A 24,782-nucleotide genomic window follows, 5' to 3' on the forward strand; every position below is an offset into this window, starting at 1 on the left:
CTAACAAATTATGTTTAGAAAGGAGTTCCAATGTTAAAGCTATGGGCAAGGTTAGCAATTTTAGTAAAAAAGCGGGTCCACGATAGTATCATTGCAAAGATTGCTTTGGCACTATCACTGGTAGTTGTTTTCTGTACCACCTATTTACTGATATTACCAGCCCTAACGATTAGTACGGGAAATAGTTCATCCGTTTTTCAATCATCAGAAGGAGCAACATCTCAAGTGGAGTCCACGACGGATGATTCCCAAAAAGCAAGTAACCAGACAGAAGCTTCTTCACAAGCCAGTTCGACTGAGTCAAATCAAGAAAAAAAGGATATGACAGCAGCAGGTACTCTGAGTGCTGAAACGTCAGATATGACGGTGACTGTAACTTATGAGGGAAATACATTTTCAGAACCTGTTCAACTAAAGGTAAGTCCTGTTGCTGATACCAATGCCATTGATAACAAATTGACATCACTACTAAGTGAAAGCAAACAAAGCTTGTCACAAGCACATTCTTACGACATTTCATTTGTCACAGATGATGGCAAGGAAGTTGAACCAAGCAAAGAGGTTAAGGTTTCAATGGCCTTTAAGAATGACTTATCCACAACCGACGACAAACAAGCTGGTTGGAAGTTGTATCACTTTGTGGATAACGATGTCAACCAAGTTCAAGATTTGACTGAATCGACAGATACAGACATCAAAGAAACTGGTGACGGAGCCGTCGAAAGTGTTGATTTTAAATCAAATACGTTTTCAACATACACCCTAGCAGGAGTTACTTATGCTGATTTTGCAGATTATTTGACAGGATACAGTTATGATGAAAAATCAGCTCAAAAAGACTTATCCACAAAATTATTAAGTGTCTTGTTGCATTTAGATTTTAAGATTAACCAAAAGGATGTTGCTAAAGAAAAACATTACTATTTAGCATTACCGGACGATACAGCAATCGGCAAGGATCTTAAATTAGGCACTGAATATACCGGACGTGATAGCAATAATACTGATGCTTTTAATTATCAGTTCAAAAAAGATGACAAGACTGGCAAGTATTATTTGTTGATTACATTTTTGGATAGCTATGTTGCTAGTATGGGACAGGGTGTTCAGTCGACAGGTTATATTGATTATGAAGCAGTTTTTGGTTTAACTCATAAGAACAATCATGATGATTACACAATCAAGTACTCTGATAATGTAACTGTTCAAATCCCATCGGATAAGATTACAAAAAATTATGATTTATCGGCAACCAAGACAGGTCAGGTATCTTACGATGGCGATACGCCGTATATCACCTATACGGTTAAGATAGATTCTAAATATGGAACGCCAGGTAATATTGATTTATCAGATGTTTTAACTGCATCAGATATTTCGATAGCTGATGTGGATAATGTATCCATTACAAAATCAACTTATACCGGTGATTCTAATCAAGTGACAGCTACTGAGAATGTATATGCTAAGCCAAGTTTTGATAAAGCTAATAAGAAATGGTCATTGACACTTCCACAACTAGTCACTGGTGGAACGGATAGTAGCGGCAATCCAATTGGTCATTTTTACACTATCACTTATCGTTACAAGATTAATGGCTTGTCAGCTGGTAAAACGGTTCAAGCCAATAATACAGTAAATGCAGTTTCTAAAGATGACCAAGATAAACGTGAATCAAGTAGTAGTACAAGTGTTACTTTAAAACTTAATGATGTTAAGAAGACTGGTAAATATGATAAATCAACTGGTAAAATTACTTGGACTATCACTGTAAATCCAGATGGCAATAATATTTATGGCGCAATCTTGAAAGATGATTTCTTAAAAGATGCACAAGATTTAAAGATTTCGCCAGAAAATAAAGGCTATCATATTTACTATGACAGTAAAGGTAAAATTGATTACATTAAGTTTACCGGTAATCCTAATCGCAAATCTTATACGATTACTTATACAACAGATGCTAAAAATTCAAGTTGGAATAAAAAAGCTATAAAAAATACCGTCATCCTAGATGATGATGGTAATACTGATACTAAAAATGATCAGACTTCAGCTTCTGACAGTCCTTCGGTTCCTGGTGATGGAGATTTTGAAAAAACCTCACTTGGAGAAGCCGATACATCGGATACAGATGTCAAAATACTTAGTTGGCAAACTAAAATCATTATGCCAAGTAGTGGTGTGATTGAAAAGGGAACAAATTTCAGAGATATTTTGACAGACCCTTATAATCAAAATTCTGAAGTTCACTGGTATACAAAAGCTCAACTGCAAGATTTGTATCAAAATCTGGTTAAAGTTTTTGGTTCAGGCAAGTTTACTTTGGAAGCTCGGGCTAAAAACTGGGGCGGTTATACAAACTATGAAGATTTGGATGACAATGCTAAGTACACAGAATTTCAAATTATTTTGACCTCAGATTTCAAATCAAGTAAAAATGTTATCATTTCTTACAACTCGACTGCTAAGTTAAATGGTGGAGCTAATCTTGATTTTTGGAATACGATTAGTTCAGCCGATCATTCTAGTCAAGCTAAATATCATCATACAGATAATCCAAATGTTATCAAAATGGATGGTGATGAAAATCACGCAACAACTAAAAAGACTAGTACTGATGGTGTCGTGACTTGGAAAGTTAAAGTTAATCTAAGTGATGATGCTAAAAACATGACAGTGACGGATACTTTGCCAAAAGGTGTTCATTTGACGGGTTTGGTCTTTGGACGTCACTGGAGTCAAACGACTGCAACAATTTCAGATAAAACCATTTCAGCCGCAACCAACCAGGATGATTGGGGAGCTGCTAATATGAAAGTTGATGGTAGCATCTCAGCTGATAATGTTGTTACGTTGAACTTTTCAACAACTGATGGTAGAACCATAAAGGAAAGTATTGGTGGCAATAATGATTTCTGGCTAACCTTTACTACAGCCTACGATAAGTTACCCGAAGCAGGTAAAAAGGTGACAGATACTTTGACTAACACGGTTTCTGTTCTTGTAGACGGTAATAAAGATTATGGCTCAGATAGTCAAACACAAATTGTTACTTTTGGTAAAAATAGTGAAGCTGTAAAACCAATTACTAAGACTGGTAGTTGGGATAATAGTCATCGTGATTTGCATTATAGTTTATCTATTAACCCTAATGCTGATGACTTGGTTGAAGGTAGTGATAAATTAACTTTGACAGATGTTCTAAGCATTTATGGAACAGATATTTCAATTGCTTTGAGTCAAAGTTCTGTTAAACTTTATTATGCCGATAGCAATCAAGAAGTTCCCTCTAGCGAGTGGTCTTGGAAAGTGTCATCGACAGATGATGGCTACGGCAATCTAACAAGTACTTTGACAGTTGATTTGAAAGATTCAACAGCATACACACTGAAATATGATTATGTTGTAACGAAACAAAATCCAGAATATCAAGCAAGCTACTGGTCTAAGAACACAGCAACCTTATCTGGTGTCAAGTCTGGTTCAACTGACACGACAACCGAGGTAGCATGGCAAAGAGTGGGAACAGATGCTGGTATTGATACTGAGCATGCTTACACTATTGATAAAGTTGATTCAAACAACTACGGAAAAGGGCTTGAAGGTGCGGTATTTACGGTTTATAAGGCTGATGGTGATTGTGATGACCGTAATGACGAAGTAGTTGGTGAATATGTCAGTGATGCAAATGGGCATATTTCAATTTCAAAAACCTTGTTGGAACCAGGTAAATGTTACCAAGTTTATGTTCCAATTCTTGGACGGATTACAGTAGGTTGGACAGATCCAAAAGAAAACTTTGAAGATAATCAAGCCTATTACTTCAAAGAAACCTTTGCTCCACCTGGTTATGAATTACCAGAAAATCCAGAAAAGCATTATTTCTACTACTCTCCAAATGAATGTGATGCTTATGATGATTATTATAAAAAGGTATATGGAGCTGTTAACTTAGCCAAGACTGGTGCTTCGATTTATGTTGAAAATAAAAAAATCAAGCAAACCAACTTAACCGTTAAGAAAGAATGGCTAAAATCTGATGGTAGCAAGACTGACCGTTCGGATGGTTCGATTACCTATGACATGATACAGGTGGCAACAAATGAGTGTGGTCAATCAACTGAGACAGTTTATAAGTCTGGTGAGACATTGACTCATGCTGATAATTGGACACGAATGTACAAGGATTTACCAGTTTCTGGTAAAGATGCTTGTGGTAATAAGGTAGATTATAGTTACTATATTCGTGAACAAGCTGTTCCTGGCTATGATACTAGTTATTATGATGGTTCTAAGGCTTCTAAAAATCCGGCTGAGATGGCTACGGATTCTGAGGATGGTCAGATTACCATTAAAAATAAAGCTCAGAAGCAATATGAATTGCCTGAGACGGGTGGTATTGGTGTGAAGATGCACTATATGATTGGCGCTGGTCTTGCCCTACTTTCCTTAGGATTAATCCTCCTAAAAAGTTACAAGAATTATCAAAGAGGAGGTGACTCCGAATGATAGTATTTTCGGTAAAGGTGGTGATGCCTGATTCACTACTGTAAGGATTTAGGTTGTAACTTCAATTTTGGAGTTTACACAATTTAATTTTTGGTTTAAAAAGAAAGAAGGAAAAGGAATTTATAATGAAGAAGTTTAAATTATTCTTAGCAGCCTTGGCTGCAACGCTTTTTGCCTTTGTTGGTGGAAAAGCATACGCTTATACGTTGACAATTGATCATGTTGCAGATGGTCATACTTACGAAGCTTACCAAGTATTTTCTGGTACGCTTGCTTCAGATGGTAAGACACTTTCAAATATTCAATGGGGTTCTGGTGTTAACCCATTTACATATGCTGGTGAATCAGACGCTGCTAAAATTGCTGAAGCAATTTCAGGCCAAGAAGCTGATTCAGCTGATGCAAAAGCTCTTTCAAAACTAGCTGGTGCAAATCTTACAACTCCAGCAGCTACTGCTGAAAGCTCAAACGGTCAAGCTGTTCTTACAGTTTCTGAACCTGGTTACTACTTGGTAAAAGATGCTGATGCTTCACAAAATGATAAATATTCAGCTTACACTCGTTTTATGATGGAAGTTGTTGGTGATGTTACTGCCCGTGTTAAAAATGATAGACCAACTGTTCAAAAGAAAGTAAAAGAAACTAACGATTCAACTGGTACAACAACTGATTGGCAAGATGCTGCTGACTACGATATGGGTGATACTGTTCCATTCCAATTGAAGGCAACACTTCCAATTCATATTGATGATTACGAACACTACTATGTAGAATTTACAGATACTTTGTCTGCAGGTTTGACATTTAACGAAATCACAAAAGTAACAGCAGACGGTACAACTTTGACAAAAGATCAATACCAAGCAACTACAACACAAAATGAAAATGGTACAACAACACTTTCTGTTATCATCACTGATGTTAAAAAAGTCGCTACAATCACTAAAGAAGACGATATCGTCGTAGAATACAATGCAACACTTAATGATAAAGCTGTTCTTGGTTCAGCAGGTAACACGAATGATGTTGAATTGACTTACTCAAACAACCCTAATGATACTGGTGATGGTACATCTAAACCAGCTGATACTGGTAAAACTCCAAAAGATACTGTAAAAGTCTTCACTTACCAAACAATCATTAACAAACTTAATGAAAATAAAGAAGCCTTGAAAGGTGCTGGATTCACACTTTCTAAAAAAGATAAAGATGGTAACTGGAATACTGTAAAAGCTATTTCGGCTGGTGAAGCAACAACATTCGAATTCAAAGGTCTTGACGCTGGTAACTACAAACTTGAAGAAACAACTACACCAGATGGTTACAATAGAATCAACCCAATCGAATTCACAATCGATGCTAAATACGATACAGAAGCTGATGATCCTCAATTGACTAAACTTTCAGGTGATGTTACATCAGGTGAAGCACAATTTGATGCTAACAAAGCCGACGGTTCATTGACTGCAGGTATCGTCAACCGTAAAGGTTCACTTCTTCCATCAACTGGTGGTATGGGTACAACAATCCTTTACGTTGTAGGTTCAATCCTTGTTCTCGCAGCAGCTGTTCTATTGATTACTAAAAAACGTATGGATGCTGCTAAATAAGGATTAATTACCGCATCAATTAACCTTGTTTAATCAATTTGATAAAGGGAGTGGCAAGTAGCGATGAGCTTTCTTTCTACTCCCTTTACTCTTGCAAGGGTTTGGAGAGCTCTTTATTATGTTAAAAAAATTCAAAGAAAATTTTTTGACGAATATACTCGTCTTTATATTAATAATCGGGCTGTCCCTCTTGTTGTATCCGACAGTTAGCGATTATTGGAATTCTTTTCACCAATCAGAAGCTGTGGCTGGCTATGTCCAAGATGTTCAGGACATGAGTCAACAAAAGAAAGATGACATGTTGAAAGCAGCAAAAGATTATAACCAAACTTTAGCAAAAGGTGTCATGCCTGATTTGAATTTATCAAAAGCTGAGAAAGCTCGTTATAATCAAACGCTTGACGTAACTGGTACAGGAATCATGGCTTATGTCGATATTCCAAAGATTAACACGACTTTGCCAATTTATCATGGTACGGACGATAGTATTTTGCAAGTGGCTGTCGGTCATATCCCAGGAACATCCTTACCAGTTGGCGGAAAAGGGACACATGCAGTGATTTCAGGTCACCGTGGTTTGCCATCAGCTAAGCTTTTTACAGACATCGACCGTTTGCGTGAAGGGGATACGTTCATGATTCAAGTTCTAGATGAAACCTTGACTTATGAAGTAGATCAGATTTTGACGGTCTTGCCAGATGATGTCTCAGCGCTAGCAATTGATCCAAATCAAGATTATGTGACCTTGGTAACTTGTACGCCTTATGGTGTAAATAGCCATCGCCTCTTGGTACGTGGTCATCGTATTCCAAATAAAGTTAAAAATGCGCGCGTGATTTCTGAAGCTAGTCGGGTAGAACCCCTATTAGTGGCACCGCTATTAGCTGTTTTTATCTTTATTCTTCTCTTGTTGGTGATTACGGTTTATCGTAAACTGCGATATTAATTTGTGTTTTATCGAAAAGTTAGCTTTGTAATAGGCTAGCTTTTTGATTTTTTATTGAGGAAATCAGTCCTGAAATCTTTTGCGTTTGAAAATCCTTGTAACTGTTATTCTTTTGATTTTTTGATAGAATGGTTTTAACAGATAAAAAGGAGATCCTTATGACTCGATATCAAGATGATTTTTATGATGCCGTTAATGGCGAATGGGAAAAAACAGCTGTTATTCCCGATGATAAACCACGTACAGGAGGCTTTTCAGATCTAGCTGATGAAATTGAAGAATTAATGCTAGCAACGACAGATGACTGGTTGGCTGGAAAAAATCTTCCGGATGATAGCATTTTGCAGAATTTTGTTAAGTTTCACCGCATGACATCTGATTATGCCAAACGTGAAGCAGTAGGAGTAGCACCAGTCCTTCCTTTGATTGAAGAATATAAAAAGTTAACTTCTTTTACGGATTTTGCAGAGCAAATTGCTGATTTTGAACTGGCAGGAAAACCAAATGAATTTCCATTTGGTGTTGCACCTGATTTCATGAATGCTCAGCTAAATGTGCTATGGGCAGAAGCACCTGGAACAATTTTGCCAGATACGACTTACTACGCAGAAGACAATGAAAAAGGAAAAGAATTGTTAGCGACATGGCGTCACATGCAAGAAGAATTGCTAGCAAAATTTGGTTTCTCAGCAGAAGAAATTAAAGATTTGCTAGATAAAACAATTGAACTTGATGCCAAGTTGGCTAAATATGTCTTGTCACGTGAAGAATCATCTGAGTATGTTAAACTTTATCATCCATACGATTGGGCTGATTTTACCAAATTAGCACCGGAACTTCCTTTGGATAGTATTTTCACAAAAATTCTTGGGGAAATTCCAGATAAAGTCATCGTACCAGAAGAACGTTTTTGGAAAGAATTTGCAGCTGAGTATTATTCAGAAAAAAACTGGGACTTGCTTAAAGCAGACCTTATCATTTCTGCAGCAACAAGTTACAACAGTTATTTGACAGATGATATCCGCGTGCTTTCAGGGACTTACAGTCGTGCTCTTTCAGGAACACCACAAGCCATGGATAAGAAGAAAGCGGCTTACTATCTAGCATCTGGTGCTTATAGTCAAGCACTTGGTCTTTGGTATGCTGGTCAAAAATTCTCTCCTGAAGCTAAAGCTGATGTAGAGCATAAGGTCGCTACTATGATTGATGTTTATAAGAAACGTCTAGCATCTGCAGATTGGTTAGCTAAAGAAACACGTGAGAAAGCTATCGTTAAGTTGAACGTTATTACTCCTCATATTGGTTATCCGGAAAAATTACCAGAAACTTATGCGAAAAAAATCATTGACGAGTCTTTGTCACTCGTTGAAAATGCGCGAAATCTGGCTAAAATTTCTATCGCTCACAGCTGGAGCAAATGGAATAAACCGGTTGATCGTAGTGAATGGCATATGCCAGCGCACATGGTCAATGCTTATTATGATCCTCAACAAAACCAAATTGTCTTTCCAGCAGCTATCTTACAAGCACCATTTTATAGTTTAGAGCAAAGCTCATCAGCTAACTATGGTGGTATTGGAGCAGTTATTGCTCATGAAATTTCGCATGCTTTTGATACCAATGGAGCATCATTTGATGAAAATGGTAGCCTAAACAACTGGTGGACAGATGCTGATTATAAAGCCTTCACAGAACGCACTGATAAAATTGTTGAACAATTTGACGGACTAGATTCATACGGTGCGAAGGTCAATGGTAAATTAACTGTTTCTGAAAATGTAGCAGACCTTGGTGGTGTGGCTTGTGCCTTAGAGGCAGCAAAACAAGATGCTGATTTCTCTGCGCGTGATTTCTTTATCAACTTTGCAACGATCTGGCGCATGAAGGCGCGTGAAGAATACATGCAAATGTTAGCAAGTATTGATGTGCATGCGCCAGGTAAACTTCGTACTAATGTGACTTTGACAAACTTTGACGAATTCCATGAAGAATTTGATATCAAAGCTGGTGACCCAATGTGGCGTGCACCAGAAAATCGAGTGATTATTTGGTAATTATTATCGATAAAATCGTGAGAAACAAGAACTTGGATAAACCAAGTTCTTGTTTTTTTTGCTATCTCTTTTTTAAAAATGTGATACAATAAACATTAGTATACCTAGCTAATACAACTAGATTTTTAAAATAGAAATATAGACTATGACTTTTCTAAGCTGTTTAGGATAACAGATAAAGACCTTTCTTGTTGTGAGAATATAGAAAACATAGTTCTTAAAGGTCTGATAACATCAGATTACAATCAACAAAGGAGACTGTATGAAACTTGAAAAATCAATGCAATTGGGTGAACTTTATCGTGAATTACGAATCGCGCGTGGCTTGAAACTAAAAGATGTCGCACGCGAAAACCTCTCAGTATCTCAACTCTCACGTTTTGAAAACGGCCAATCCATGCTCGCTGCAGACAAACTTTTAATCGCCATTTCAGGTATTCACATGACCTTCTCAGAATTTGGACATGCGATTAATAACTATCAAGAACCGAAATATTTTCAATTATCAACCAAAATAGCTGAGTTATATAACAAACAAGATATTGAAGGTCTTAAAGCTTTACTTGAAAGTGAAAAAGGGTCTGAAGTTTTTGATGTTTATGAGCGTTTAAACGGATTGATTATAAAAGCTTATATTTATAATCTTGATCCCACTTATGTAATACCTGAAGAAGAGACAAATTTTTTGACTTCGTATCTTTACGAAATTGAAGAATGGACAGAATTTGAATTATTTATTTTTGGAAATACTATGTCCATTCTATCAGAGTCGGATTTGATTTTTTTGGGAAAAGCTTTTGTGGATCGAGATAAGCTTTATCAATCACTTACAAGTCATAAAAAAAATGCAGAAGTTGTTTTCTTAAACCTAATTGTTTTATTGGTTACTTATCGAAAGTTTTATCAAGCTACTTATTTTATTGAAGCTCTAGAAAAAATAATTACTTACCAAGACATGCTTGCCATGACTTATCTTAATTTTTTAAAAAAATTAATTGCTAATCTTGAAGACGGGACAGATGATTTATCGGATTTGGAGCATTTTATTGTCTGTGTTGAAGAGATTGGGAACCCTTTAGTTGCTTCGTATCTCAAGATGAATTTATTAAGAATTACTAATAATAGTGAGAAATGATATTGACTGGATTCTAAAACATAAAGATAATGGGGAGAAGAACAGCAGGACCAATCAAAGCATAGTTAACCAATTGTTTAGCAGTTTTTTTCAATGTGAACATAATAAGTATCCTCCAAATTTTATATATTACGTATTATTCATAAGTTTTGTGAGTAACAACATTTCTTAGGGCAGGGGAAGGGATGAATGTTATTACTTGGGGCTGATTGATTATTTTGAATGGGTTTTACGGGTAATATACAAAGAATGGAAGTACCAGAACGACTGTTTTAAGTAATGATTTAAGGGTTAGTTTAAGCATTAGTAGTATCCTCCTTAATGTTATGTCTTCATTGTATCAGCGAAAGTCTTAAAATTGGTTTATTTGCAAATACGCAAATAAACTTTTTTTGTTGAGCAAATATACAATTTTCAGAAAATAAGACTTTTCAATGGTAGGATATAGGAGTAATCTGTTTAAATAGTTTACGTTTTTGGTAATTATTTTTCGAAAAATAACACCTTGCAAAATAGGAATACCTTACCATTTACCATGGTAATTTTGAGTATTCATATTTTAAAGTTGAAAGGAAAAACATTATGTTTGGATTTATGGATAACTACTTGGTTGCTTTGCAAGCTAAATATGCTTCAAAAGTGACTGTTAAGTGGGTTTGGGCAGTTTGCGCTCTTGTTTCTGTTATTGCAGTTATTGGTTATGCAGCTTACTGTACTTCACAATCAGGGAATTTTGCTGGCGGTATTAAGCTAGGTGTTCCAGATGTTATTCATGTAACATTTAACTGTACTAAATAGAATCTTTTCTTTATTTTTAAGAGAAGGTGTTAGAATAAGGAATTTATGATTAAGATTGAACACTTATCTAAAAAATATAAGCGCTTGGTTTTAAATGATATCTCAGTGAGTTTTCCTGAAAAACAAGTGAGTGTTATTGTTGGTATTAATGGTAGCGGTAAGACGACATTTATAGATTGTGTCGTTGGTTTGAAACGCCCAAGTGATGGTCAGATTTGGATTGATGATCACCATAATCAATCCGATGCCTTCAAAGAGCAAGTCTTTTATATTCCATCTGATTTTTATCTTCCGGATTACATGACGGGAAATGAATACATTCAATTTGTTTTGGCGCGTTATCCAAATGCAGAACCTGATAAGGTCGATTCTTTCTTTGAATTATATGATTTGAAGGAAGCTAAGAATCAGCTATTAGAATCATATTCTTTTGGGATGAAAAAGAAGGTTCAAATCATAGCTGCTGTTTTATCAAATGCTCCCTATGTTTTAGGAGATGAATTGTTTAACGGTTTGGATTTTGAAACCACTTTGATTACAGTAAAACTTTTTCAGGCTTTGCTTAATCATCGCAGCTTCGTCTTAATTTCACATAATATGACCATAATCAATCACTTTTGTGACCATATCTTTTTAATGTCCAATGGGAAATTAGTTCCTTTTACTGGTGATGCTAGCCAGCTGGAAGCAGAAGTGTTACGCACGGAGTCTGTTCATGATAAAATCACGTTCATTCAAAGATACGCAACTTTTGATGACCATGTTTCTGAATAATGCTTTGAAAGGTTTCTTAAATCGTCCTATTTTTAAATCAAAATGGGTAAGACGTTCCTTTGTAACTTTCCTATGCCTGCTTTACATTTTGTATTATCTTTACAATATGAAAGAATTGGCAAAAATATCATCCATCAGAACAAATGTTCCTCTTGCTATTTTGGAAACAGGGCAAAAACAAATCTTTTTTAGTTATTTCAGCAATACTGTCGTTTTGGGCTGCTTGTCCTTCCTTTTTGTTGAGGCAACCTTAGCTTTGGATAAGACATCTTTGTACTTCGTTAAAGCCTTACCATTTCGAAGACGTGATGTTCAAAGAGCCTACTCTTTGTTTCGCTTGGTGTTGATGATTGGGATTTATGAATTAGTCATGATTATTGCAACGCCTGCTATTAAATTAGTCACAACTTCTGTGGGAGATTTTGGCCTGTTTTTCCTTAGTCAACATTTTTCGTTCTTTCTTGTTATCATCAGCTTAGAAATTCTATCCTTAGGGCTGGATCTGCTTTTGCAAAGGCAGATAAAACACTTGCTTGTGATTAAACTACTCCTAGCAAATGTTATTTTGATAATCAGTTTAGCTTATTTCTTTCAATGGCGTTATGCTCTAGAATCACGATTAGCTTCTTCTCCATTTTCCATTCATGAGTTGATTTTAGGGGCGTTTCTTGTTAGTTTGAGCTGTCTGATTATAGCTGTTTATCTGCTTTTGCATTTGCCTTTAGCTGATACTTTAGTAACTAGTCATAGTCGTTTTATCAAGGTACCTGTTCTTGATAAAGTCACTTTTCGTTATAAAACAAATTGGTATTACCTCATTTTTCCGGTGATTGTTGTGGGAATTATTGCTTATCAAAGCGGCAGAGATGCAGTTTTGGCAGTCTTACCAACATTGCTTGCTTTTAATGGCTTATTATTACTTTCGCATGGCGATAGCACAGAGGATTTTCGACATCAATATAATCTCTTACGGATTACGGTGTGGGAAGAATACTTTAGACAGTATTTTCTTCTTGTATTGTTGGAAGTTCCTTTATTGATTTGCTATGGCTACCACTTAGCTAATATCAATCAAGTAATGGTGTCAATTGCATTTGCTCAATCTGCTTTGATGTTAGGCTATCTTTTTCCAAAATCACGAGGGAATCTCAATGAGACCACATCAATGTTTTTGTTAGGAATTGTTTTTATATTAGTTACGCTTGTTGTAAAAAATGCAAGTTTTGGTTTGATAATTATTATTCTATTAGCAGGTATTCACTATAGTCTTCTTAGGAGGTTAAGATATGAAAGATTTTAGTCGTTGTCTAGGGATTAGTGTAGTGAGCTACGCTGCCTTAGTTGTGTTTACAAGCCTTTGGAAATTATTTCAACTTGGCGGCTCATCAGCTTCAGTAAAAACTTTGTTAGGCATCACCATTGATAACAAAATTACTGAGCATAATATTTCCACAACGTTTGGCTTGTCTTGGCAAACTTTGATAGCTTTTATTATCTATTTTTGCCTTGTCTATGCTTTGACATATCTCACTGATAAATACAGCACGAATAAACATGATTGAAATATTCGTTTTAGTCGTCATTACGATTCTGTCGGTTTATGTCGCTGTTGGATTACATGAGATTTTGCATTACTTGGTGGCACGAGTATTGCGTTATCAAGCGTGTTTTAAACACGTAGGTATTCTTGCTTTTCAAGTAGAGTATAGAAATCAAAACTGTCCACTAGATAATTTCTTAATTGCTTTTATATCACCATTTCTGTTAACAATTATTGGCATTTTAATCCCTTTAAACTACTATACCCTTGTATTGAAGGTAACTTGTCTAATGAATCTGTTTAACCTCTTACCATTTACAGCAGATGGCGAAGTGATTTTATTGTCAATTGTTCAACTTATCCAAAAGGAGAAAAATAGTGAAAAATAAAAAAACATTGAAAATAGGTTTTCTTGTTGTTTTATTTGCAGTTGTTTTCGTTGGCGGTTATGTCATAACCAATAAAGTCAATGGAACAAGTCCATATGTTGATGAAACGGCTCAGCTGGTTAAAGAAAATCCAGATGATGTGGTTAATCGCTTAGAAGCTAAAGAACAAGGAATGTATTATTTTGGCTTTCCAACCTGTCCATGGTGTGTAGAGTTATTGCCTGTTTTAGACAAGGAATTACAAGCAGACCATAGTAAAGCCTATACAGTCGATGTTCGAGGCGACCAATATAGTGATGCTGACAACGCTATCGTGAAAAAATTTTCTCAGACTTACACCAAAGAAGACAAATTATACGTTCCTTTTGTCGTTGCAATTAATAGTTCAGGAGAAGTCAAAGTTCACGTTGGTACAGTCGATGACCACGATGCTACTAAGGATAAAATGACTAAAGATCAAGAACAACGTCTAGTTAAAATCCTAGATAAAATGATTGCATTTAGTCAAAGCTGAAAGATAAAATACGCCAATTCGTTTTTACGAAAAGGCGTTTTTGTTTTTTAGTTCATACTCATATATAAAATTCTTCATAGAGGAGTTTTATTCCTCGATGTGAATATTCAAAGTATCAGTGTCAATGCTTGTTTTAGCGCCAATGGTGAAGGTGAAGAGTGGTTGGGTATGGGCAAAATCAAGGTCATACATGACAGGAATGGTTTTAAGGAGTGGGTGTTTATCAAGAATGAAGGTAAAGATTTCTGGTGTCATTTGGCATTCTTTTGGGAAGCGTCCGATAAGCACCGCTTTTGGATTGGGGTAAGCTTGTAAAATAGCTGCTAAATTGCGGTCAAAATCATGATAGTCATCATCTTCTGCCTCTTCTAAGAAAAGGACATAATCGTTGACTTGAGGGGCGTAAGGTGTTCCGCGAAGAAGTCCAAAAGTAGATAAATTTCCACCAATAATGGTGCCAGAAGCTTTCCCTGCGTTGTAAATTTTCCATTTTGTTGGCATAAAATGACGTGGTTGAGTTGGATCATACCAAGGGTCGCTTGACCACTTTTGACTTGGAACAAGGTCATAAGCTGATTTTGTCATGGCGTTTAACCAAGCCTTGCTTTGATACTCTTGACCTTCTTTCATTTTAAAACTTGAATATGAAGGTCCCATGTATGTCAGCATTCCAGTTTTAGCATAGATAGCATTTAAAAAAGCTGTTGAATCAGAATAACCGCAGATAATTTTGGGGTGTTTGGCAATTAAGTCATAGTCAAGATAGGGTAATAGCTCATTAGAATTAAAGCCACCAATGGTAGCCAAAATGACGTCGACAGAGTCATCAGCAAAAGCAGCGTGCAAATCAGCAACACGGCTCTTGATTGAAGAAGAATCGAGCATATCAGATTCTAAATAATGTTCTGAAAATGACACACGAAATCCTAGATTTTCTAACGTTTCTTTGGCAGAAAGATTGGCTTCAAATCCACCCAAGCGAGCAATTGAATCTGACGGACTAAGGATACGAATATGACTGTTAGGACTTAGTTTTTTCATAAAACACCTCCAAATATTTTTAGTATTCTATCACAGACTAAAGAAATGTCAAAGCTAAAGTCGTGAAAAGCTATATTTTCTAAATTTCTGAAATCGTCTACCATAATTTCACGAATTAGGCTTGACGAGCTTATTATTTTAGGGTAAAATATTATCTGTTATGGCGGTATAGCCAAGTGGTAAGGCACGGCTCTGCAAAAGCTTGATCGTCGGTTCAAATCCGTCTACCGCCTTCATGACAAAAAAGCTCGACTTTGTCGGGCTTTTTTTCTTTCCTAAAAAAGAAAAATCATGAAAATTTTTTCGGATAATTTTCAGTCATGATTATCGTCAAAAGCCTAAAATAAAAACTCTTTCAAGCCTCATATGGCTTGTCAAAGCAATGCTTTTATGGTAAACTATGATAGTTGTATTATGCAACAAATACTCATTCTGGATGTATTGTGAGTCTGTTGCTCATTATGAGTGGATTTGCAAGATGAAGTCTGGAAGAGGAAAAAAACATTTTATAAAGGAGAAACTACTCATGGCAGTAATTTCAATGAAACAACTTCTTGAAGCTGGTGTTCACTTCGGTCACCAAACTCGTCGCTGGAACCCTAAGATGGCTAAATACATCTTCACAGAACGTAACGGTATCCACGTTATCGACCTTCAACAAACTGTAAAAATGGCTGACGCAGCTTACGAATTCGTTCGTGATGCAGCTGCTAACGACGCTGTAATCTTGTTTGTTGGTACTAAAAAACAAGCTGCTGACGCTGTTAAAGAAGAAGCAGAACGCGCAGGTCAATACTACATCAACCACCGTTGGTTGGGTGGAACTCTTACAAACTGGGATACTATCCAAAAACGTATCGCTCGTTTGAAAGAAATCAAACGTATGGAAGAAGATGGAACTTTTGAAGTTCTTCCTAAGAAAGAAGTTGCTCTTCTTAACAAACAACGTGCTCGTCTTGAAAAATTCTTGGGCGGTATCGAAGATATGCCACGTATTCCAGACGTAATGTACATTGTTGACCCACACAAAGAACAAATCGCTGTTAAAGAAGCTAAAAAACTTGGTATCCCTGTAGTAGCTATGGTTGATACTAACGCTGATCCAGATGATATCGATGTTATCATCCCAGCTAACGATGACGCTATCCGCGCCGTTAAATTGATCACTTCTAAATTGGCTGACGCTGTTATCGAAGGACGCCAAGGTGAAGATGCTGACGCTGATTTTGCAGCAGAAGCACAAGCTGATTCAATCGAAGAAATCGTTGAAGTTGTAGAAGGCGACAACGAATAAGATTAGAGGCTTAACAGTCTTTGATATGCTTTAAAACGGGGCAGAAAGCAAACCGCTCTGTCTCGTTTTTATTATTTGGTAAACAAAAAAATCCTGGAGGACATAAAAATGGCAATTACTGCAGCTCAAGTAAAAGAATTGCGTGAAAAATCAGGTGCTGGTGTCATGGACGCTAAAAAAGCACTTGTTGAAACTGACGGTGACATGGAAAAAGCAATTGAATTGCTTCGTGAAAAAGGTATGGCTAAAGCAGCTAAAAAAGCTGACCGCGTTGCTGCTGAAGGTTTGACTGGTACTTACGTTGACGGTAACGTTGCAGCAGTTGTTGAAGTTAACGCTGAAACTGACTTCGTTGCTCAAAACGCACAATTCGTTGAATTGGTTAAAGAAACAGCTAAAGCTATCGCTGAACAAAAACCTGCTAACAACGAAGAAGCACTTAAAGTTACTTTGGCTTCAGGTGAAACTTTGGAAGCAGCTTACGTTAACGCTACAGCAACTATCGGTGAAAAAATTTCATTCCGTCGTTTCGAAGTTATCGAAAAAACTGATGAACAACACTTTGGTGCATACCAACACAACGGTGGACGTATCGGTGTTATCACTGTTCTTGAAGGTGGTGACGAAGCTCTTGCAAAACAAGTTTCAATGCACGTTGCAGCTATGAAACCAACAGTTCTTTCATACAAAGAACTTGACGAACAATTCATCCACGATGAATTGGCTCAAATGAACCACAAAATCGATCTTGATAACGAATCACGTGCAATGGTTAACAAACCAGCTCTTCCACACTTGAAATTCGGTTCTAAATCACAATTGTCTGATGAAGTAATCGCACAAGCTGAAGAAGATATCAAAGCAGAACTTAAAGCAGAAGGTAAACCAGAAAAAATCTGGGATAAAATCATCCCTGGTAAAATGGCTCGCTTCATGCTTGATAACACTAAAGTTGACCAACAATACACACTTCTTGCACAAGTTTACATCATGGACGACAGCAAAACTGTTGAACAATTCCTTGATTCAGTAAATGCAAAAGTTGTTACTTTCGCACGTTTTGAAGTTGGTGAAGGTATCGAAAAAGCAGCTAACGACTTTGAATCAGAAGTTGCAGCTACAATGGCAGCAGCTCTTAACAAATAAGAATAGCTTGCTAATATAAAAAGAAGATCACTTAGTGGTCTTCTTTTTTGTTATAAATAAAGAGCTTGGAAAAGTTTCCAAGCTCTATTTTTTAAGTTTTTAAGATAAAGCACCTAATCCAAGAACAGTTAATGTTCCCATGATTAAGCCAGCAAGGATAACGCCTAGCATAACTGCTGTGATACTGCGTTTGAAGTCCCAGTCAAGGATTGAAGCAGCAAGTGTACCTGTCCAAGCTCCTGTACCAGGAATTGGAATACCTACAAAGAGAAGAAGCGCGATAAAGACTCCTTTATCCCCTGCAGTATCGGCTAGTTTTTTACCACCTTTGTGACCTTTTTTCAAGCACCAAGTAAAGAAACCACCAATAATAGGTTTATCAGCACCCCATTCTAAGACGCGACGTGCAAAGAAGAAGATAATTGGTACGGGAAGCATGTTTGCGACAACACCGATAACGAGTGCTTGCCACATTGGAATACCAGATGCAATGGCATAAGGTACAGCACCACGAAGCTCAATAAGTGGCACCATACCAATCAAAAATGTAATAATATAGTTCATTTACTTGAAACCTTTCATTTGTTACAAAGTTAATTGTATCTTATCTCTTAAGCAAAGACAACTAAAATCTGTAGTAATGAAAAAATACTATCAATGAAATGAAACCGTTGTCGGTTACAAACCATAAGAAAAGCTTGCTAGGTAAGCTCATTTGGTGTATTTTCGTTTATAAATAGTGATATTTTTGTTATAATGATAGTCAGTTATAGTCAAAGAGAGTCCATCTTGAAATGGTCTTTAATCTTGAAAAGGAGGAAGCTAATGGCAAAAAATACATCTGATAGTATTGAAGAATACATCAAGCAATTACTTGCCCAATCAGGTATTGCTGAGATTAAACGGTCAAACTTGGCAGATGCCTTTCAAGTTGTTCCTAGCCAAATTAACTATGTGATAAAAACACGTTTTACAGAAAGTCGTGGCTATACAGTCGAAAGTAAGCGTGGTGGCGGTGGCTATATTCGCATTGCTAGAGTGCGTTTTTCAGATCAACACCAAATGTTTGACAACCTCATGGCAAATATTGGTGAACGTATTAGTGAGCAAGTCTTTACGGATCTGATTCAATTACTTTTTGACGAAAAAATTATTAGTGAACGTGAAGGAAATCTGATTTTAGCAACAGCAACTGATGATGTTTTGGGTAAAGATGCTCCCGCCATTCGAGCACGTATGTTGCGAAAAATCTTACAAAGATTAGATAGAAAAGGATTCCATTTATGAGTGAATATTCAATGAAAATGCAAGAGGTTTTCAGTATCGCCCAGTACCAGGCAGCACGATTTGAAAGCCCATATTTAGAAAGTTGGCATGTGCTTTTGGCCATGGTAGCTGTTCATGATTCAGTGGCAGGATTAACATTTGCTGAATATCAAAATAAAATTGCTTATGAAGAGTATGAATCAGCAGCAGTATTAGCACTTGGAAAATCACCTTTGAGTGATGTAAAAAATGTTCAATTTTTGGAGCAATCAAAGGCTCTTAAGGATGTGTTAGCTTTTGCAGAATCTATTTGCAAAGTGACTGGTGGCACTGAAGTTGGGACAGAACATGTTCTTTATGCGATGTTGCTTAATTTAGATCTATTTGCCACACGTCTATTAGAACTTGCTGGTTTTAAAAATAAAGAAAATGAAGACTCAGCACGTTTACTTGACTTGCGTAAGAGCTTAGGACGTAATGCTGGATTTACTAAAGAAAAAATCAAAGCTATCCATGATCTTCGCAAACCGAAAAAAGCTACAGTAGGCGGAGCTTTTTCAGAGATGATGAAACCTCAGTCAACAGCGGGAGAATTATCTGATTTCACACGTGACTTGACTGAAATGGCTCGTCAAGGGAAATTAGAACCAGTTATTGGTCGTGATAAAGAAATTTCACGTATGGTTCAAGTCCTTAGCCGTAAAACTAAAAACAACCCTGTCTTGGTCGGTGAAGCCGGTGTTGGTAAAACAGCTCTTGCTTATGGTCTAGCCCAACGAATTGTTGATGGTGAGATTCCATACGAACTTCAAGACATGTGTGTTCTAGAACTTGATATGATGAGTGTTGTGGCTGGTACGCGTTTTCGAGGTGACTTTGAAGAACGCATGAATCAAATCATCTCTGATATTGAAGAAGATGGTCACATCATTTTATTCATCGATGAAGTGCACACTATTATGGGATCTGGTTCTGGAATTGATAGTACTTTAGATGCTGCTAATATTTTAAAACCAGCTCTTGCACGCGGGACACTTCACATGGTTGGTGCGACAACTCAAGAAGAATATCAAAAGCATATTGAAAAAGATGCTGCGCTTTCTCGTCGTTTTGCTAAAATCACCATCGAAGAACCAAGTGTTGAAGATGCTTATCAAATTTTACTTGGGCTTAAGAAATCTTACGAAACTTTCCATAATGTGACGATTTCTGATCAAGCTGTGTTGACGGCTGTTAAAGCTGCACACCGTTATTTGACAAGTAAAAATCTACCAGATTCAGCTATTGATTTGCTTGATGAAGCTAGTGCAACTGTTCAAGGTTTGGTTAAAAAAGAAGTCCCAAAAGCTCTTACAGCTGCAGATAAAGCTATTTTAGAAGGTGATTTCAAATTAGCTACAAAATTGCTTAAAGAGTCACGTAAGAAAGTGACACGTAAACCAACAGCTGTGACTGAAGATGATATCATGGCAACACTTAGTCGTTTGTCAGGTATTCCTGTTGAGAAAATGACACAGGCTGACAGCAAGAAATATTTGACGCTTGAAAAAGAGCTTCACAAACGTGTGATTGGTCAAGATGCTGCTATTTCAGCGATTAGCCGAGCAATCCGTCGTAATCAAGCAGGTATCCGCACAGGAAAACGTCCAATTGGATCATTCATGTTCTTGGGACCTACTGGTGTTGGTAAGACTGAATTAGCTAAAGCTTTGGCTGAACTTCTCTTTGATGATGACTCAGCACTTATTCGTTTTGATATGTCTGAGTATATGGAAAAATTTGCGGCTAGTCGTCTTAACGGAGCTCCTCCAGGATACGTTGGTTATGAAGAAGGTGGCGAATTGACTGAAAAAGTTCGTAACAAACCTTATTCAGTCCTTCTTTTCGATGAAGTTGAAAAAGCTCATCCAGATATTTTCAACGTCCTTCTTCAAGTTTTGGATGATGGTGTGTTGACAGATAGTCGTGGTCGTAAAGTTGATTTCTCAAATACGATTATTATCATGACGTCAAACCTTGGTGCGACAGCTCTTCGTGATGATAAAACTGTTGGATTTGGTGCGCGTGATATGGCTCATGATTATGATGCTATGCAAAAACGTATCATGGAAGAACTTAAGAAAGCTTATCGTCCAGAATTTATCAACCGTATTGATGAAAAGGTTGTCTTCCACCACTTGACACAAGAAAATATGCGTGACGTGGTTAAAATCATGGTTAAACCATTGATTGCAACCTTAGCTGAAAAAGATATTACGCTTAAATTCCAACCATCAGCACTTAAATATCTTGCTGAGGCTGGATATGACCCAGAAATGGGAGCTCGTCCACTTCGTCGTACTCTCCAAGATAAAGTTGAAGATAAATTATCAGAGCTTATCCTAGCAGGCGACCTAGCAAGTGGAGATACCCTTAAAATTGGTGTTTCTAAAGGACAACTCAAATTTGATATTGCTTAATAAAATAACCCCTGCTGGTAAACCAGTAGGGGTTATTTTTAATCCCTGAGAAAGTTTCAGGGACTTCTTTATCTCATCGCAAACTGTTAAAGATTTCTTTGACTTCGTCGATAGTTTCTGCGCGTGAAACAGCTCCGCGGATTTTGGCTGCGCCAGCAGTACCACGTAGGTAATGTGGAGCTAGACCACGGAATTCACGGACAGCAATTTTTTCACCCTTGAGGTCAATGAGACGTTTGAGGTGATCTTCTGCAATGTCCAATTTTTTGGCAAATGGAAGATCTGGTAATTCTTCACCAGTTTCAAAATAATGATTGATTTGAGTGAAGATGTATGGGTTGTTCATGGCTGCGCGTCCAACCATAACAGCATCAACACCGATTTCTTCAATCATGTACTTAGCATCGTGAACGCTGCGCACGTCACCATTTCCGATAAATGGAATTTTAGTGATGGCTTTTGAGACGCGAGCAAGTGTTTCATGGTCACATTTACCAGTATACATTTGTTCACGTGTGCGTCCATGCATAGCAAGGGCAGACACACCAGCTGATTCAGCAGCCAGTGCGTTTTCAACAGCCAGTTCGCTGTCTGACCAGCCTGTACGCATTTTAACAGTTAATGGAATATCAAGAACAGAAGTGACTTCATCGATGATATGATAAATCTTATCAGGGTCTTTGAGCCATTTTGCTCCTGCTTCATTTTTGACAACTTTATTGACAGGACAGCCCATATTGATGTCAACGATGTCAGCTTTTGTATTTTCTTGAATATACTCAGCTGCACGTTTCAAACCATCCGCGTCTCCACCAAATAATTGGATAGACATTGGATGTTCAGTTTCATCAATGTGAAGCATGTGAAGGGTTTTTTCGTTATTGTAAAGGAGACCTTTTTCGGAAATCATCTCCATTACGACTAAGCCAGCTCCGAATTCTTTGGCAATAGTACGAAAAGCAGAGTTTGTCACCCCTGCCATGGGTGCTAGAACCGTACGGTGAGGAATTTCAACATCACCAATCATAAATGATGAGCTGAGTTTAGTCATTGATTAATTCCTCCAAGTCATCTTCAGTGAAGTTGTAAGTTTTACCACAGAATTGGCAAGTGATTTCAGCACCGTGGTCTTCGTCTTTCATAGCTTTAAGCTCGTCTTTGCCAAGAGTGACAAGAGCAGCTTCAAAACGTTCACGTGAGCAGTCACAGTTAAAGCCAATTTCATCTTCAGCAAGAACTTTATATTCGTCTTCGCCGTAGATAGCTTTTAAAAGAGCTTCGATGTGGTCATCAGATTCCAAGAGTTTTGAAATGGCAGGCATTTCTTGGATACGTTTTTCGTAACGGTTGATTTCTTCTTCAGAAGCACCTGGAAGAACTTGCAACATAAAGCCACCGGCAACTTCAACTTTATCATCGTCATCAAGAAGGACATTAAGTCCAACAGCAGAAGGTGTTTGTTCAGATTCAGTCAAATAAAAAGCCAAATCTTCACCGATTTCACCTGAGACAAGTGGTGTTGAAGATGTGTAAGGATTACCTGTACCATAGTCAGTAATGACAACGAATTGACCGTGTCCCATGAATGGACCAACCATGACTTCGCCAGTAGCAGTTTTCTTAACATCGATACCAGTATTTTGAATGTAGCCCTTAACATGTCCTTTAGTATCAGCCACAGAGATAATGTGGCCAAATGAGTTATCACCAATGACTTTGACGGTTACTTTGCTGTCTCCTTTCTGATTGGCAGCTAGGATTTGATTGGCAATAAGCGTTCTACCTAGAGCAACTGTAGAGCTAGAAAGTGTTTGATGTTTTTCTTGAGCAGTTCTGACAGTCTCAGTGCTATCAAGCACATAAGCACGGAAAGAACCAGATTTTGAAATTGATTTTATAAGTTTATCCATAAGAATATTATAACACAAAGCAAATTTGATGGGCTAGTATTGTGAGCTGTAAAGCGTAATCATCTAGTGAAAAATGAGAAGATAAAAAAGGCGAGGTTTTCCTTGCCTTTTTACTGTTATTATTCTTCTGCAATGTCTGTTCTTTCGACTTCTTCTTGGCTTTCTTTGCCTTCGTTAAGAAGGGCTTCGACGATTTTTTGGTCACGGATTTTGACAGAGTCGTTAATGGTTTCTGCGGATTTGACAACAGCTGCTTCGAGTTGGGCACGTTGTTTACGACCGTTGTCGATAGCGGTGATAATGCCGTTATTTTGTTCAACGAGGCTTTCAGCAAGAGCTGTGACAGACTGGATAGAAACCGTTGGGCTTTGAGCAGTGCGTTCGAGCATAGGAATAGCTTCCTTGCTAGTCTCAGCAAGCATTTGAAGAGCAGCGTTATTAGCATTGACAATGGCATCAGCAGTCACACCAGATTTAACTGATTGTTGCAAAATGCCGAGCTGGGCAATTGACAATTTCATTGTCGGAATGGTGTTGCGACGAAGCATACCAAGTTTTTGGCGCATGTCTGATGACACTTTGACCATGTTACGCATTTGCGGCGTTGTTGTCCAAGCCACGTAAAGGCGACTGAGGTATTCAGTGTGCTGTTGTTCCAGTGTGTTGATAACTTCAGTCATGCGAGCTAGTTCGTCAGATTTTGTTTGATATTCTGGTGTTGCACTATCTAGTGTTGCCAGTTCATTTTGAAGGGCTTGTGCGCGGTTAGCACTTTCTGTTTGAGAAGCTTCGATAAAAGCAATCACACCGACAAGGTTTTCAATCGATTTGTTATTATCTTCAATCAGCATCTCAGCAGAGACGATGTTGCGTGCTAAGGTTTCTTCTTGTTTAACAACAGCGGCAGCCATGCCATCCATTTTTTGTTCAATATTTTGTGAATCAAAGTAGAATTCTTGTAAGCTATTTTTGCTTTGCTTGAAGAGTTTTTGGAAGAAATTCGGTTTCTTTTCAAGCTCAGCAGGTGTAGCATCTTTATATTTAGCGATGAAGCCATTCAATTCACGGTTAGCATTTTTGAGCAGGTCATCAACTTGCGGAATTTCCAGTTTCTTTTGTTCTGCCAAAATGCGATTAACTGTCGTGTTAACTTCTTCAACAGCAGATGTTCCAAAATCAAGCAGTGCATTCTGGTCAGCAACAAAATTATCAACCAAAGCTGGCGCTTTAGCGGTAATAGCAGTCTGTTGTTCAGGAGTCAACTTATCGTAAAAAGAGACTTGTCCAGTTGAGGCGGTGTCAGTTGCTACGATAATTTCTGTTGTTTTGTCAGTTTTTGTAATAGCATTATCAGCGATTTTATCAATGTCAAAATTAAATGTATCAGCCATAAA

At 37.4% G+C, this 24,782-nt stretch carries 20 protein-coding genes and 1 tRNA gene; 16 read left to right on the plus strand and 5 right to left on the minus strand.

The features are described 5' to 3' along the window. Positions 1 to 30 precede the first annotated feature (30 nt). From BLP98_RS09410 to BLP98_RS05785, 11 genes are all read left to right on the plus strand, one after another. On the plus strand, positions 31 to 4,512 hold the full coding sequence (locus tag BLP98_RS09410; protein ID WP_159427430.1) for a SpaA isopeptide-forming pilin-related protein: 4,482 nt from the start codon (positions 31 to 33) through the stop codon (positions 4,510 to 4,512). Positions 4,513 to 4,637: 125 nt separating this feature from the next. Next, positions 4,638 to 6,122 carry an isopeptide-forming domain-containing fimbrial protein gene (locus BLP98_RS05740; RefSeq protein WP_074482339.1) on the plus strand — a complete coding sequence of 495 codons (1,485 nt, stop codon included), beginning with the start codon at positions 4,638 to 4,640 and terminating at the stop codon, positions 6,120 to 6,122. Positions 6,123 to 6,240: 118 nt separating this feature from the next. Further along, the gene (locus BLP98_RS05745) at positions 6,241 to 7,068 is read left to right on the plus strand and encodes a class C sortase (protein WP_074482340.1); all 828 of its coding nucleotides are present in this window, start codon (positions 6,241 to 6,243) and stop codon (positions 7,066 to 7,068) included. A 158-nt stretch (positions 7,069 to 7,226) separates the two neighbouring features. After that, entirely contained in the window at positions 7,227 to 9,122 is a 1,896-nt protein-coding gene (locus BLP98_RS05750; RefSeq protein ID WP_074482341.1) for a M13 family metallopeptidase, read from the plus strand. Between the two features lie 262 nt (positions 9,123 to 9,384). After that, on the plus strand, positions 9,385 to 10,257 hold the full coding sequence (locus BLP98_RS05755; protein WP_074482342.1) for a helix-turn-helix domain-containing protein: 873 nt from the start codon (positions 9,385 to 9,387) through the stop codon (positions 10,255 to 10,257). 582 nt (positions 10,258 to 10,839) lie between these two features. Then, positions 10,840 to 11,055 (plus strand): hypothetical protein, encoded by a 216-nt coding sequence (locus tag BLP98_RS05760; RefSeq protein WP_074482343.1) that lies wholly within the window; start codon positions 10,840 to 10,842, stop codon positions 11,053 to 11,055. Positions 11,056 to 11,100: 45 nt separating this feature from the next. After that, positions 11,101 to 11,829, plus strand: a complete 729-nt coding sequence (locus BLP98_RS05765; RefSeq protein ID WP_074482344.1) for an ATP-binding cassette domain-containing protein — start codon at positions 11,101 to 11,103, stop codon at positions 11,827 to 11,829. Continuing rightward, a complete protein-coding gene (locus BLP98_RS05770) occupies positions 11,771 to 13,129 on the plus strand; it encodes a hypothetical protein (protein ID WP_074482345.1) in 1,359 nt (452 codons plus the stop codon). The genes BLP98_RS05765 and BLP98_RS05770 overlap by 59 nt, the downstream gene beginning before the upstream one ends. After that, positions 13,116 to 13,391 carry a hypothetical protein gene (locus tag BLP98_RS05775; RefSeq protein WP_074482346.1) on the plus strand — a complete coding sequence of 92 codons (276 nt, stop codon included), beginning with the start codon at positions 13,116 to 13,118 and terminating at the stop codon, positions 13,389 to 13,391. Before BLP98_RS05770 ends, BLP98_RS05775 begins: the two co-directional genes overlap by 14 nt. Continuing rightward, complete coding sequence (locus tag BLP98_RS05780) at positions 13,384 to 13,758, plus strand: hypothetical protein (RefSeq protein ID WP_074482347.1); 375 nt, start codon at positions 13,384 to 13,386, stop codon at positions 13,756 to 13,758. Before BLP98_RS05775 ends, BLP98_RS05780 begins: the two co-directional genes overlap by 8 nt. Continuing rightward, on the plus strand, positions 13,748 to 14,272 hold the full coding sequence (locus BLP98_RS05785; RefSeq protein WP_234792801.1) for a transporter: 525 nt from the start codon (positions 13,748 to 13,750) through the stop codon (positions 14,270 to 14,272). Before BLP98_RS05780 ends, BLP98_RS05785 begins: the two co-directional genes overlap by 11 nt. Positions 14,273 to 14,359: 87 nt before the next feature. Here BLP98_RS05785 and BLP98_RS05790 read toward each other — a convergent pair whose 3' ends face one another. After that, complete coding sequence (locus BLP98_RS05790) at positions 14,360 to 15,313, minus strand: S66 family peptidase (RefSeq protein ID WP_074482348.1); 954 nt, start codon at positions 15,311 to 15,313, stop codon at positions 14,360 to 14,362. Between the two features lie 162 nt (positions 15,314 to 15,475). Here BLP98_RS05790 and BLP98_RS05795 point away from each other — a divergent pair. The 3 genes from BLP98_RS05795 (at position 15,476) to tsf (ending at position 17,753) form a co-directional block, all read left to right on the plus strand. After that, positions 15,476 to 15,546: transfer RNA gene (locus BLP98_RS05795), tRNA-Cys, on the plus strand. 293 nt (positions 15,547 to 15,839) lie between these two features. Next, positions 15,840 to 16,607 carry a 30S ribosomal protein S2 gene (rpsB, locus tag BLP98_RS05800; RefSeq protein ID WP_074482349.1) on the plus strand — a complete coding sequence of 256 codons (768 nt, stop codon included), beginning with the start codon at positions 15,840 to 15,842 and terminating at the stop codon, positions 16,605 to 16,607. Positions 16,608 to 16,715: 108 nt separating this feature from the next. Beyond that, positions 16,716 to 17,753 carry a translation elongation factor Ts gene (gene tsf / locus BLP98_RS05805; protein WP_074482350.1) on the plus strand — a complete coding sequence of 346 codons (1,038 nt, stop codon included), beginning with the start codon at positions 16,716 to 16,718 and terminating at the stop codon, positions 17,751 to 17,753. Positions 17,754 to 17,852: 99 nt separating this feature from the next. On the opposite strand, the gene BLP98_RS05810 is transcribed toward tsf, so the two are convergent. Continuing rightward, positions 17,853 to 18,317 carry a COG2426 family protein gene (locus BLP98_RS05810; protein WP_074482351.1) on the minus strand — a complete coding sequence of 155 codons (465 nt, stop codon included), beginning with the start codon at positions 18,315 to 18,317 and terminating at the stop codon, positions 17,853 to 17,855. Positions 18,318 to 18,578: 261 nt separating this feature from the next. Here BLP98_RS05810 and BLP98_RS05815 point away from each other — a divergent pair, with 261 nt between their 5' ends. Further along, the gene (locus BLP98_RS05815) at positions 18,579 to 19,040 is read left to right on the plus strand and encodes a CtsR family transcriptional regulator (RefSeq protein ID WP_074482352.1); all 462 of its coding nucleotides are present in this window, start codon (positions 18,579 to 18,581) and stop codon (positions 19,038 to 19,040) included. Then, a complete protein-coding gene (locus BLP98_RS05820; RefSeq protein ID WP_074482353.1) occupies positions 19,037 to 21,478 on the plus strand; it encodes an ATP-dependent Clp protease ATP-binding subunit in 2,442 nt (813 codons plus the stop codon). Before BLP98_RS05815 ends, BLP98_RS05820 begins: the two co-directional genes overlap by 4 nt. A gap of 73 nt (positions 21,479 to 21,551) precedes the next feature. On the opposite strand, the gene dusB is transcribed toward BLP98_RS05820, so the two are convergent. The 3 genes from dusB to BLP98_RS05835 all read right to left on the minus strand — a co-directional run bounded on the left by dusB (position 21,552) and on the right by BLP98_RS05835 (position 24,779). After that, positions 21,552 to 22,529 carry a tRNA dihydrouridine synthase DusB gene (gene dusB, locus BLP98_RS05825; RefSeq protein ID WP_074482354.1) on the minus strand — a complete coding sequence of 326 codons (978 nt, stop codon included), beginning with the start codon at positions 22,527 to 22,529 and terminating at the stop codon, positions 21,552 to 21,554. After that, entirely contained in the window at positions 22,522 to 23,388 is an 867-nt protein-coding gene (gene hslO / locus BLP98_RS05830) for an Hsp33 family molecular chaperone HslO (protein ID WP_074482355.1), read from the minus strand. The genes dusB and hslO overlap by 8 nt, the downstream gene beginning before the upstream one ends. A 119-nt stretch (positions 23,389 to 23,507) precedes the next feature. Then, complete coding sequence (locus BLP98_RS05835) at positions 23,508 to 24,779, minus strand: toxic anion resistance protein (protein ID WP_074482356.1); 1,272 nt, start codon at positions 24,777 to 24,779, stop codon at positions 23,508 to 23,510. Between the last annotated feature and the right edge of the window lie 3 nt (positions 24,780 to 24,782).

It is taken from the genome of Streptococcus equinus, assembly GCF_900104225.1.
Classification (GTDB): domain Bacteria; phylum Bacillota; class Bacilli; order Lactobacillales; family Streptococcaceae; genus Streptococcus; species Streptococcus equinus_D.